General features: G+C 60.2%; 12 protein-coding genes. 2 read left to right on the top strand and 10 right to left on the bottom strand.

Features of this window, described 5'->3' with window-relative positions:
• The first annotated feature begins 145 nt into the window (after positions 1-145).
• Positions 146-1,501 carry a guanine deaminase gene (gene guaD / locus ACZ5RG_RS03300; protein WP_464448174.1) on the top strand — a complete coding sequence of 452 codons (1,356 nt, stop codon included), beginning with the start codon at positions 146-148 and terminating at the stop codon, positions 1,499-1,501.
• A gap of 30 nt (positions 1,502-1,531) precedes the next feature.
• Positions 1,532-1,768 carry an oxidoreductase-like domain-containing protein gene (locus ACZ5RG_RS03295; RefSeq protein WP_464447774.1) on the top strand — a complete coding sequence of 79 codons (237 nt, stop codon included), beginning with the start codon at positions 1,532-1,534 and terminating at the stop codon, positions 1,766-1,768.
• A 52-nt stretch (positions 1,769-1,820) separates the two neighbouring features.
• On the opposite strand, the gene ACZ5RG_RS03290 is transcribed toward ACZ5RG_RS03295, so the two are convergent.
• The 10 genes from ACZ5RG_RS03290 to ACZ5RG_RS03245 all read right to left on the bottom strand — a co-directional run bounded on the left by ACZ5RG_RS03290 (position 1,821) and on the right by ACZ5RG_RS03245 (position 11,164).
• Positions 1,821-2,861, bottom strand: a complete 1,041-nt coding sequence (locus tag ACZ5RG_RS03290) for a DMT family transporter (RefSeq protein WP_298600646.1) — start codon at positions 2,859-2,861, stop codon at positions 1,821-1,823.
• A gap of 25 nt (positions 2,862-2,886) precedes the next feature.
• Positions 2,887-3,210 (bottom strand): thioredoxin family protein, encoded by a 324-nt coding sequence (locus ACZ5RG_RS03285; RefSeq protein WP_298600618.1) that lies wholly within the window; start codon positions 3,208-3,210, stop codon positions 2,887-2,889.
• 74 nt (positions 3,211-3,284) lie between these two features.
• The gene (locus tag ACZ5RG_RS03280; RefSeq protein WP_298600620.1) at positions 3,285-3,911 is read right to left on the bottom strand and encodes a Crp/Fnr family transcriptional regulator; all 627 of its coding nucleotides are present in this window, start codon (positions 3,909-3,911) and stop codon (positions 3,285-3,287) included.
• A gap of 219 nt (positions 3,912-4,130) precedes the next feature.
• Positions 4,131-5,438, bottom strand: coding sequence for a glycerate kinase type-2 family protein (locus tag ACZ5RG_RS03275; protein WP_464447773.1), 1,308 nt, complete (start codon positions 5,436-5,438; stop codon positions 4,131-4,133).
• Between the two features lie 122 nt (positions 5,439-5,560).
• Positions 5,561-6,565 carry a transketolase family protein gene (locus tag ACZ5RG_RS03270; protein ID WP_464447772.1) on the bottom strand — a complete coding sequence of 335 codons (1,005 nt, stop codon included), beginning with the start codon at positions 6,563-6,565 and terminating at the stop codon, positions 5,561-5,563.
• 11 nt (positions 6,566-6,576) lie between these two features.
• Positions 6,577-7,410, bottom strand: a complete 834-nt coding sequence (locus tag ACZ5RG_RS03265) for a transketolase (RefSeq protein ID WP_464448173.1) — start codon at positions 7,408-7,410, stop codon at positions 6,577-6,579.
• 31 nt (positions 7,411-7,441) lie between these two features.
• Positions 7,442-8,701 (bottom strand): TRAP transporter large permease, encoded by a 1,260-nt coding sequence (locus tag ACZ5RG_RS03260; protein WP_464447771.1) that lies wholly within the window; start codon positions 8,699-8,701, stop codon positions 7,442-7,444.
• A 5-nt stretch (positions 8,702-8,706) separates the two neighbouring features.
• The gene (locus ACZ5RG_RS03255) at positions 8,707-9,240 is read right to left on the bottom strand and encodes a TRAP transporter small permease (protein ID WP_464447770.1); all 534 of its coding nucleotides are present in this window, start codon (positions 9,238-9,240) and stop codon (positions 8,707-8,709) included.
• A 125-nt stretch (positions 9,241-9,365) separates the two neighbouring features.
• Positions 9,366-10,355 carry a TRAP transporter substrate-binding protein gene (locus ACZ5RG_RS03250; RefSeq protein WP_464447769.1) on the bottom strand — a complete coding sequence of 330 codons (990 nt, stop codon included), beginning with the start codon at positions 10,353-10,355 and terminating at the stop codon, positions 9,366-9,368.
• 59 nt (positions 10,356-10,414) lie between these two features.
• Positions 10,415-11,164: an SDR family NAD(P)-dependent oxidoreductase gene (locus ACZ5RG_RS03245; RefSeq protein WP_464447768.1), complete on the bottom strand. Its 750-nt coding sequence runs from the start codon at positions 11,162-11,164 to the stop codon at positions 10,415-10,417.
• Between the last annotated feature and the right edge of the window lie 116 nt (positions 11,165-11,280).

Below are 11,280 nucleotides of genomic sequence, written 5' to 3'. Positions count from 1 at the left end.
ATGCAAAGCGCGTGCCTAAAGCGTTGGCCCCAGCCTTGCATACAAAGAGATTGCCGCACAATGTACCACCGGGCGATGCCTGTTCTTCCCGGTATTTGCCCCGTATTTGCCACTGCTCTCCCGCACACTGTTCACCCGCCTGCCCATGCACCCCGAAAAGACATTGACCGATCTGCAAGGTTGGCGTGCTGGCCTGCTTTGGTTCACCCAAGCCAAGCAGCCCCAAGCCCGCCACGAAACCGATGGCTTGCTCGTCACCGCCCGCGAGGCCGACGGCATCGTTCGCATCCAGGCCATCGGGCCCTACCGCGAACTGGCGGCGCAATACCCCGATCTGCCCACCACCCACTGGCCTGGCCTGTGCATCGCGCCCGGCTTTGTCGATCTGCACATCCACTACCCGCAAACCGACGTGATCGGCTCACCCGCCGAGGGCCTGTTGCCCTGGCTGGAGCACTACACCTTTCCGCACGAAAAACAGTTTTCAGACCCGGCCTATGCACATGCGGTGACCGGCTTTTTTCTGGACGAACTGATGCGCCACGGTGTCACCACCGCCCTGTGCTTTGCCACCGCGCACCCCGAATCGGTCGATGTGTTCATGGCCGAAGCCCAAAAACGCCGCCTGCGCATGGTCACCGGCAAGGTGCTGCAAGACCGCCACAGCCCCGACGGCCTGCGCGACACCGACACGGCTTTGAGCCTGCGCCAGACCGAAGACCTGATTCGCCGCTGGCACGGCGTGGACCGCCTGGGCTACGCCATCACACCGCGCTTTGCGCCCACCAGCACGCCCGCGCAATTGCACGGTGCGGGCGAGATCGCGCAGCAATTCCCCGATGTGTGGATCCAGTCGCATGTGGCCGAAAACCTGGACGAAATCCGCTGGGTGCACGAACTCTTCCCCAAAGCACGCAGCTACCTCGATGTGTACGACCGCGCAAACCTGCTGCGCCAGCGCTCGGTCTATGCGCACTGCATTTATCTGGACGACACCGACCGCGGCCGCATGGCCGAGGTGGGCGCGACAGCCGCCGTCAGCCCCACCAGCAACTTGTTTTTGGGCAGCGGCTTTTTTGATTACGCCGCATCCGACGCAGCCGGTCTGCGCTACGGCCTGGCCAGCGATGTGGGCGGCGGCACCAGCTTCAGCCCGTTTCACACCATGCACGCGGCCTACACGGTGGCCCGGCAAAGCGTGGGCCGCCCCGGCATCAGCCTCGCGCCCGAACACCTGTGGTGGCAACACACGGCGGGCGCTGCCGCGGCGATGGACCTGAGCGGCCAAGTGGGCAATCTCTTGCCCGGCTGCGAAGCCGACTTCGTGGTGCTCAACCCCAAGGCCACACCCCTGCTGGCCCGGCGCACCGCGCAAACCGAGACACTGGCCGAATGGCTGTTCGCCATGATCGTACTGGGCGATGACCGCTTGATTGCGCACACGGTGGTGCAAGGCCAAACCGTCAACATCGCGTCGCAGGTCAACAGCTTCAGCCCCTGAAAACGTCTAAATCTTGCCCGACAATCAGGCATGACCGAAGGCAACGACCACCCCATCATCGACCCCTACGCCTCCCAACGCGACGCTGTGCGCCGGGGCATTGCGCAATTTCAAGAGCGCCTGCAGGCTGCGGGCCACGACTTCAGAGATCCTCCCCCCGAACCCACCTCGTGCTGCGGGCGTGGCTGCAGCGGCTGCGTGTGGGAAAGCTATGACGCTGCGCTGATGTTCTGGTACGAGGATGCGGGGGCCTTGTTGGCGGGGTGAAGGTTTGGGCTTGACCCGGCCCTGCATGCCAATGTTCGGTACACAGCAAAACTCAGTGCCCGTGCCGATGGTGGATGTCAGGGTAATGCGGATGCTGGTGCGTCAAGGCAAGGTGGGCATGCTGATGACTGTGTGGTTCGGTGCCATCCCACGTCGGCTCATGCGCGTGCTGATGGTGCGCATCGTGCACATGGCGATGTGCATGTACCAACGGCTCATGGGTGTGCTCGTGTGCGTGCCGCTCGGTCAAGTGCAGCCAAACCCCCAGCCCCATCAACGCGCTGGCCAACCAGAAAGTGGGCGAAGTGGTTTCAGCCAAAAACACCACCGACACGGCCGCGCCCATGAACGGCGCAGTTGAAAAATAAGCCCCTGTGCGTGCCGCGCCCAAACCCCGCAAGGCCAACACAAACAACACCAGGCTGACGCCATACCCCAGCAAGCCGACCACCATGATGCCCAGCAAGGTCGGCGAGTCGGGCCAGCTCAAACCGAGTGCCAAGGCCATGGCGGTGTTCACCCCGCCTGCGATCAGGCCCTTGGTGCTGGCAATGAAGAGCGCATCCGATGCCGACACTTTGCGCGTCAGATTGTTGTCGATGGCCCAGCACAAACACGCCAAAGCAATGGCCGCAGGGCCCATCCCGTCAGAAGCGGCCATCTGGCCCGTGGGCCAGGACAACACCACACCACCGGCCACGATGGCCAGCATACCCAGCACCACCCGCCGATCGGCGTTTTCCTTGAAAACCAGCCAAGCCAGCACCGCCGTCAAAACAGCCTCAAGGTTCAACAACAAAGAGGCCACCGAGCCGCTGGTCTGGGTCAAACCGAACATCAACGCCACCGGCCCGAGCACCCCACCAAACAAAATCGCACCGGCAAGCCATGGCCATTCGTGGGGCGGCAGCCCCGAAGCTGGCCAGCCTCGTTCACGCCATAAGCGCATCAGCGCCAAACCCAGGCCACTGCCCAGATAGAGCAAGCCCCCCAGCAAAAGGGGCGGTACCTCGCCGACCAGCAACTTGGCCAAAGGCGTGCTGGCACCAAACAAGGCAGCAGCGGCCAGCGCCACCCCCACACTGCGGTTCATCAACACCGTGTTATTCCATGAGGCTTCAGACCACCAAGGCGGTCAGCACGTCCTGCACAGCCGTGGGGCGCACGACGCGGGCCACCTCCCGACCCTCACGCAAAACCAGCAAGGTCGGCCACAGCTTGACGCGAAAAGAACGCCCCAGCGCACGGCCCGGGCCGTCTTCTACTTTGAGGTGTTGCCACTGTGGCTGCTGTGCCAGTGCCTGGGCTACAGCAGGCTGTGCGGCGCGGCAGTGGCCGCACCAGTCGGTGCCAAATTCGAGCAAGGTCAGGCCGCGCAAGGCATCCACATCGGCGCGGCTGGGGGCTTCGATTTCGCTGAGGTAAGGGGCGGTTGTGGCCATGACGGGGTGTCTACTGATAAAGCGGTGCGCTGAATCATAAAGCCGAGCGGGTCAGCCACCACACGCGAGAACGGTCAAACCCCGGCCAGCTCGCGCAGCGCTTGCGGGTTGGGCAAGCCCAGCACACGACCTGCACCACTGATGAGCTGGCGATCGCGCAGGTGGCGCAGCACACGGGAAAAAGTTTCTGGGGCAATGCCCAACTGGGCTGCGATCGTGCGTTTGCGCTCGGTCAGCTTGACGGCCAATCCTCCGACCAGTTCATCGGGTTCGGCGTGTCGCAAGAGCCATTCGGCGCAACGCGCATCAGCGTCCTTGGCCAATCGGCTCACGGCCATTTCAGTTTGCTGGCGCTGCGAACGCGCCATGTCCAAGAGCAGGTTTTGCGAGGCCTTGGGCATCGCATGTACCTCGGCCAAAAAATCCGGCACGTTCACGAATTGCAAATGCACCTCGGTTTCAGCCACAGCATCGACCGCATGGGGCAAGCCCAGCAAGCCTGAAGCGGCTTCCAACCAAAATGGCCCTTCGACCACACCCAACTGGTGCGCCATGTCGCCATCGGTCATCACACCCACAATCACTTTGCCTTGCAACACATGCACGATGCGATCAGCTGCATCGCCACGGTGCAGCAAGACGGTGCCTGCTGCCTGGGTGGCAAAGGGCTCGGACAAAGGGGTCAAAGTGGTATCCAACATGATGAGACCGAATGTGCCAGAGCATGAGGTCTGCAGCTTTGACACAAATCAATAACGCACCCTGCGGAACCAGCATCGCCCAGTCGTCACGCCACTTGATCAATGGCCCAAGCCTTCGCCACAGATGGATACCCGCGTGCGCGGGCATGACAGACGGGGCATCTTGTCACCCCCGACCTGACCGGGGGGCCATGCCTTCGGTGCATGGCGGCAACAGCGTCAAACCACCAAAATCGCCCGGAAATCGTTCACGTTGGTGTGCGTGGGGCCGGTGATGACCAGATCACCCAAGGGTTCAAAAAAGCCATAGGCGTCATTGCGCTGCAGGTGTTCGTCAACCTTGTGGCCAAGTGCCAACGCGCGGGCCAAAGTATCAGGGCTCAATTGCGCCCCGGCGTTGTCTTCAATACCGTCAATGCCATCGGTGTCGGCAGCCAATGCCCACACACCAGGCTGACCCTGCAAGGCTTGGGCCAAGCCCATGCAAAACTCGCCCGCCCGGCCACCTCGCCCGCGTGGGCTGCCTGCAGGCTGGGGTTTGATGGTCACCGTGGTTTCACCACCACTCAAGATCACGCAGGGCTTGATGAACGGCCCCTGACCTTTGGCCGCTGCACGCGCCAAAGCGGCGTGCACCTTGCCCACCTCGCGAGATTCGCCCTCGATTTCGTCACTCAGGATGTAGGCATGAAGGCCCTCTGCCCGGGCCGCCTCGGCGGCAGCCTCCAGCGACTGCTGGGGCGTGGCAATCATGTTGACCACATGGCCTGCAAACACAGGCGAGCCGGGTTTGGGCGTTTCCCATGCGTCAGATTGCAGGGACTGCAACACCTCGGGCGGCACAGCAATCGCATAGCGCTGCAAGATGGCCAGCGCGTCTGCGCAGGTGCTGGCATCGGGCACAGTGGGGCCACTGGCGATGATTGAAGGATCGTCCCCCGGTACATCGCTGATGGTGAGTGTGACCACCCGCGCTGGCGCGCAGGCCGCCGCCAGACGCCCGCCTTTGATGCGCGACAGGTGTTTGCGCAGGCAGTTCATCTCTGAAATATTGGCCCCGCTGGCCAGCAGCTGGCGGTTGATGTCTTGCTTAACTTGCAGGCTGATGCCGTCTGCGGGCAAGGTCAACAAAGACGAGCCGCCGCCCGAAATCAGACACAACACCAAATCGTCGGCGGTCAGGCCTTTGGTGAGCTCAAGAATCCGCTCGGCCGCTTGAAGGCCAGCCGCATCGGGCACCGGATGCGCAGCCTCTACGACCTCGATGCGCTCAGGCAAACCTGCCGGGCGCGGTGGCGTGTGGCCGTAACGCGTGACCACCAGCCCAGACAGCGGCGCGTCTTGCGGCCACAAAGCCTCGACGGCCTGTGCCATAGCACCGCCAGCTTTGCCAGCACCCAACACCAACGTGCGACCCTTCGCGGGATCTGGCGGCAGGGGCAAATGGGCGGCAGTGTTGTGCAGCGGCAAAGCGCGGGTGACAGCGGCGTCGTAGAGACGACGCAGGAATGGAGACGGATCGTTCATTGGCACGACAAGTGGGCCCCGTAAATGCTACAAAAAAATCAGTGTAGCCTGAGCAAGCACCCCAAGATGTCGCCGAAGCGGACACCGACAGACAGCGCTCAATGCGCTGTCTGTGCGTGAGCTCAAGCCAGCAAAGCCTTGATGCGGCTGTTCATTTTTTCAGCCGAGATGCCGTAGCGGTCGTGCAGCGTGGGCAAAGCGCCCGCGTCCAGGAAGGCATCGGGCAGCGCCAGCATGCGGAACTTGGCGGGAATCACCCCTTCACGCATCAGCAAGCTGGCCACAGCTTCACCCAAGCCCCCCACGATGGAATGGTTTTCGGCCACCACAACCAGACGGCCCGCCTTGCGTACTTCGGCCAGGATCGTCGCTTCGTCCAAAGGTTTGATGGTCGGGCAGTGCAGCACAGCCACATTGACTTTGTCAGCATCAAGCTGTTTGGCTACTTCAAGGCTGCGCATGGTCATGAAGCCGCTGGAGATCACCAGCACATCCGTTCCTTCGCGGAGCATCTTGGCTTTGCCCAGCTCAAATTTGTAGTTGTACTCGTCCAGAACCAACGGCACATTGCCGCGCAGCAGGCGCATGTAAACCGGGCCTTTGTGCTCGGCAATTTGAGGCACGGCCTGCTCAATATCGAGTGCATCACATGGATCCACGATGGTCAGCCCGGGAATGGCACGCATCATGGCCAGGTCTTCGGTGGCCTGGTGGCTGGGGCCATAGCCTGTGGTCAGGCCCGGCAAAGCGCAGCAGATCTTCACGTTCAAGTTTTCTTCGGCAATCACTTGGTGAATGAAGTCATACGCGCGGCGTGTGCCAAACACCGCATAGGTGGTGGCAAAGGGCGTCAAGCCTTCCTTGGCCATGCCACCGGCTGCCGCCATGAGCAACTGCTCGGCCATGCCCATCTGGAAAAAGCGCTCGGGATAAGCCTGCGCAAACAAGTGCATGTCGGTGTACTTACCCAAGTCGGCAGTCATGCCAACGATGTCAGGGCGGTTGGCCGCGTATTCGACCAAAGCTTTGCCAAAGGGTGCGGCCTGCACGCGCTGCCCTTCAGACGCGATCGAGGCGATCATGGCCGAGGTGGTCAGGCGGGGTTTCTTTTCTGTGACGGCGTTCATCTTGGGTGTCCTCAGTTTTGGGATGCGTCCAGCACATGCAGCGCTTGTTGCCACTCGGGCGGATCGACGCGGATGAAGTGGTTCTTTTCGCGCGTTTCGAGAAAGGGCACGCCCTTGCCCATGAGCGTGTCGCAAAGGATCACGCGGGGCTTGGCCTCGGTCAACTGGCGTGCCGTGTCAAAGGCCCGCAGCACAGCAGGTAAATGGTTGCCATCCACACGCTGCACATGCCAGCCAAAAGAGGCCCATTTGTCGGCCAAGGGTTCAAAGCCCAGCACCTTGGACGAAGGGCCATCGGCCTGCTGGTTGTTGATGTCCACGATGCAGATCAGGTTGCCCAAGCCGTGGTGGGCGGCAGCCATTGCGCCCTCCCAGGTCGAGCCTTCGTCCAACTCGCCGTCCGACATGGAGTTATAGACAAAGGCCGGGTTGTTTTTGTGGCGCAAAGCCAGCGCCATGCCCACCGCAATCGGCAAGCCTTGGCCGAGCGAGCCGCCAGACATTTCCATGCCCGGCGTGTAGCTGGCCATGCCTGACATGGGCAGACGGCTATCGTCGCTGCCGTAGGTTTCGAGTTCTTCCTCGCTGATGATTTTGGCTTCAATCAGTGCGGCATAAAACGCGATGGCGTAGTGACCATGCGACAACAAGAAACGGTCACGACCGTCCCACTTGGGGTCATCAGCGCGAAAGTTCAGCGCATGGCCATAAGCCACAGCCAGCACATCGGCATAGCCCAGCGCCTGGCCAATGTAGCCCTGACCTTGCACTTCACCCATGCGCAGGGCAAAACGGCGAATGCGGTAGGCGCACTGGGCAAGAGAGGACAGCTGGGCGTTCGTCATGGACATGAAATCTCCAAGTCAATCAATACAGTCATTTCAGAATCACAGCGGGAACATATGAAACCAGCAGCAAGACGCCAAAGGCCACCACATAGAACGGCACCATGGCACGCACGGTTTCGCCCACTTTGACTTTGGCCAACGAACTGGCAATGAACAGCGTGGTGCCCACGGGCGGGGTGTACAGGCCAATGGCCAGATTGACGACCATCATGATGCCCAGTTGCACCGTGTCCATGCCAATCGCTTGCGCCAAGGGCAAAAACACAGGGGTCAGCAGCAGCACAGCTGCAGGCAGGTCAATGAACATGCCAAGGAACAGCATCATGGCGTTCATCAGCATGATGACAACCCACTTTTCATTCACGTTTTGCTGCACCCATTGCACGATGTGCTGCGGCATCTGGTCAAAGGTCAGCAACCAGCCAATAGCTGCTGAGGCCATGATGACCATCAGCACCACACCCGTGGCCAAACCGGCCTCGATGATGGCGTGGTGCAGGCGTTTGAGGGACAAATCGCGGTAAATCACCAGCGACACCAATCCCGCGAACAGGGTCGACAACACCGCCACCTCGGTGGGCGTGGCAATGCCGAAGCGCAAGAACACGATGATCAAAATAGGCAAGGCGATGGCCGGGATGGAATACACCAGGTTTCGGCGAAACTCGGCACGGTCGGCTGGTGCGCTTTCGCGCGGCAAGTTGTCGCGCTTGCCCACATACCAACAAGCCGTCATGAAGCCACCGCACAGCAGCAGGCCCGGCAATATGCCCGCGTAAAACAAGGCTCCAATCGATTCGTTGGCGCTCATCGCATACAAGATCATGGGAATTGAGGGCGGGATGATGATGTCGATCGTGGCCGCCGACGCCAGCGAGGCTGCCGAGAACGGCATGGGATAGCCCAGCCTGCGATGCCAAGGCATGACCAAAGAGCCAATGGCCGAGGCATCGGCCACCGCCGAGCCGGACACACCGCCAAACAAGGTGGACGACAGCACGCTCACCTGCGCGGGCCCGCCGTGCCAGCGACCGACCAAAACCGTCAAGGTGCCGACGATGGCCTGGCCGAGTCTGCCACCCATCATGAGCGAGCCCGTCAGCATGAAAAACGGAATGGCGATCAAGGGAAAGCTTTGCACCTGGGCCACCATTTGCTGCACCAGCAGGTCAAATGGAACCCGGTCGCTGCTGACCGCAGCGGCCATGGCCGCCACCAAGATGGCGTGGGCGATGGGCATGGCCAGCGTGGCCGCACCCAAGAAAACAAACAAAATCAAAAAGGTCATGGTGGTTATCCTTGAGCGGCTTGCGCCCCGGGTTCTGAATCGTCACGCGCCACTTGCACACCCCGCAAAGCTCGGTAAGCGGACAGCAGCGCAAGCAAGGCCAACATCAACATGCCAGCCATGAGACAGCCATAAGTCACCGATGTGGGAATCAGCAAAATCGGGGTGCGCTCGTCGTGCACGATTTCCAGCATGTTCCAGGTCGCACGGACCAGCACCGCGTACATCACGGCCACCGCGCTCCACGAAATGATCTCGATGCCGCGCTTCGTCGAGGCTTTGACCGCCTCGACCAGGAACACCGTTGCAATGTGTGCGCCTTTTTCGGCCGCCAACACCACGCCGGACATCACCAGCCAGGGAAACAACAGCTCGGGTATCTCGTTTGACCACTGCAAGCTGGTGCCGCTGGCATACCGCAGCAAGGTGTTGGCCGTCAGAATCAAGAAAATCAAGACCATCGTCACCCACAGCACCGAGCTGCAGATGACCACGATAGCGCGCTCAAGCGCGTTGCGCTTGACAATGACTGGGGTCATGAATGGATCTCCTCAAAGGACCACCTCGGCGTTTGATGCCGGGCAGAGCGTGAACATGGCAAGAGTGGGGCTGTATCGATCGGAGATGCGGCGTGTGTGACACGCCGCAAGTGCTTCAGCAAACGTTATTTGGCACGCGCAGCGGCCACGACTTTCTTCACGAACGGACCAATCGGGCCGGCTTCCCATTTGGCCACCACGGGGGCCGTGGCTTTTTCAAAGGGTCCCTGGTCGACTTTGTCAATTTGCACACCCTTGGCTTTAAGTTCTACAAACATCTTGTCGTCTGACTCTTGTGCCAGCTTGCGCTGTAGTGCTGTGGCCTCATCGGCTGCATCCTGCACGATTTTCTTATCGGCGTCAGACAGTCTGTCCCACGAGCGCTTGCCAATGAGGAACGGGGTCATTTCGTATTTATGGCCGGTCAGGGAGATGTACTTTTGCACCTCATAGAGCTTGCCCGCTTGCACGTTAACCAATGGGTTTTCCTGACCGTCCACCACGCCTTGTTGAAGCGCCACATAAAGCTCCGACCATTTAATCTGCTGAGCTTCAGCGCCAACACTTTGCATGATGTCAACCGTGACCGAATCAGGGGGCGTGCGCATTTTCAGGCCCTTCAAGTCCTCGGGCTTGAGGAGAGGCCGTTTGTTGTTGCTCATGTGGCGAATGCCGTTGTCCCAATACCCCAGAACGACCAATCCTTTTTCCGCAGATTTTTGCGCCAGTTCTTTGCCAGCGGGGCCATCCATCACTTTCCAAGCCTGGGCCTGGCTTGCAAACAAGAAGGGCATGCCGAAGGCGGCGTACTCAGGCACTGCATTTGCCAATGCACCTTGTGAATTGGCCGACATGTCCAATGCGCCAGTCCGCAGCGCAGTGACCATCGCAGCGTCGTCACCCAACTGGGATGCAGGTGCCACAGTCACATCAATGCGCCCATTGCTTTTGACCTTGGCCACTTCGGCAAACTTCAGCGACGCCAAATGGCGCGGATTGTCGGTTGCGGTACCGTGACCCAGCGTGAGTTTGACAGCCTGAGCTTGAGCGGCCGAAGTGGCCACGAGCAAAGACGCTACCAACAGACTGCGACGGAAAGTATTTAATTTTTTCATGATGTCTCCTTAGTTGAAATAAACCACGGCCCTGCCGTTGGTAGTGGGTGAAATTGAAATCAGTGAATCAGCATGCCGCCGTTAACATCCAGCGTCACACCAGTGCAGTACTTGGACAAGTCGCTGGCCAAAAACACCACGCAGCCCGCCACGTCGTTCGGCTCCCCAATCCGGGCCAACGGGATACCGTCCAAAATACCCTGACGCTTGTCTTCAGGAATCTTGCCTTTGTTGATGTCGGTGGCAATCAGGCCGGGGGTCACGCAGTTGACACGAATGTTGTTGCCACCGTATTCGCGTGCCATGGCACGGGCCAGGCCCAATACGCCCGCTTTGGCCGCCGAGTAGTGCGGACCGCCCAAAATGCCGCCACCGCGCTGTGCCGAGACCGAAGAGATGCACACAATGGAGCCGCTGTTTTGCGCCACCATGGTGGGCAAAACAGCTTGCGAGGCGTACAAGGTGCCGCGCAAACTGACATCCAAAATCCGGTCGTAGTCACTGCCGGTGATCTCCAAAAACTTGGCGGGCTGGGTGATGCCTGCGTTGTTGACCAAGATGTCGATTCGACCGTATTGGGCGTTGATTTTGGCCACAGCCGCTTCACAAGAGGCTTTGTCCGTGACATTGCCCACCAGACCCAGGTGACCCGAACCCAAACGCTCTGCAGCAGCATGGGGGTTGGCTCCTTCCAAATCCAAAATCACCACTTTGGCGCCCTGTTCCGCCATCATGGTGGCCGTGGCAAAACCCAAACCATTCAAGCCTGCGCCCCCTGTAATGACCGCAACTTTGTTTTTTAACAGCATGTTTGTCTCCTTTGATTGATGGATGCGTGGTGGTGAATGTCGCGATTCTCTAGTGCTTACCGCATGAAGACAAACGACATAAACTCACCATGGCATTAATTTTTTTCATGCTGCAA

The organism is Limnohabitans sp. TEGF005 (genome assembly GCF_055394835.1).
Note: the sequence above shows the minus strand (reverse complement) of the source record. Positions and strands in the feature narration are given on the sequence as shown.

Excerpts from the sequence above, each read along its gene's own strand:
- guaD (WP_464448174.1), top strand. The coding sequence starts at position 146 with ATGCACCCCGAAAAGACATTGACCGATCTGCAAGGTTGGCGTGCTGGC.
- ACZ5RG_RS03295 (WP_464447774.1), top strand. The coding sequence starts at position 1,532 with ATGACCGAAGGCAACGACCACCCCATCATCGACCCCTACGCCTCCCAA.
- ACZ5RG_RS03290 (WP_298600646.1), bottom strand. The coding sequence starts at position 2,861 with ATGAACCGCAGTGTGGGGGTGGCGCTGGCCGCTGCTGCCTTGTTTGGT.
- ACZ5RG_RS03285 (WP_298600618.1), bottom strand. The coding sequence starts at position 3,210 with ATGGCCACAACCGCCCCTTACCTCAGCGAAATCGAAGCCCCCAGCCGC.
- ACZ5RG_RS03280 (WP_298600620.1), bottom strand. The coding sequence starts at position 3,911 with ATGTTGGATACCACTTTGACCCCTTTGTCCGAGCCCTTTGCCACCCAG.
- ACZ5RG_RS03275 (WP_464447773.1), bottom strand. The coding sequence starts at position 5,438 with ATGAACGATCCGTCTCCATTCCTGCGTCGTCTCTACGACGCCGCTGTC.
- ACZ5RG_RS03270 (WP_464447772.1), bottom strand. The coding sequence starts at position 6,565 with ATGAACGCCGTCACAGAAAAGAAACCCCGCCTGACCACCTCGGCCATG.
- ACZ5RG_RS03265 (WP_464448173.1), bottom strand. The coding sequence starts at position 7,410 with ATGACGAACGCCCAGCTGTCCTCTCTTGCCCAGTGCGCCTACCGCATT.
- ACZ5RG_RS03260 (WP_464447771.1), bottom strand. The coding sequence starts at position 8,701 with ATGACCTTTTTGATTTTGTTTGTTTTCTTGGGTGCGGCCACGCTGGCC.
- ACZ5RG_RS03255 (WP_464447770.1), bottom strand. The coding sequence starts at position 9,240 with ATGACCCCAGTCATTGTCAAGCGCAACGCGCTTGAGCGCGCTATCGTG.
- ACZ5RG_RS03250 (WP_464447769.1), bottom strand. The coding sequence starts at position 10,355 with ATGAAAAAATTAAATACTTTCCGTCGCAGTCTGTTGGTAGCGTCTTTG.
- ACZ5RG_RS03245 (WP_464447768.1), bottom strand. The coding sequence starts at position 11,164 with ATGCTGTTAAAAAACAAAGTTGCGGTCATTACAGGGGGCGCAGGCTTG.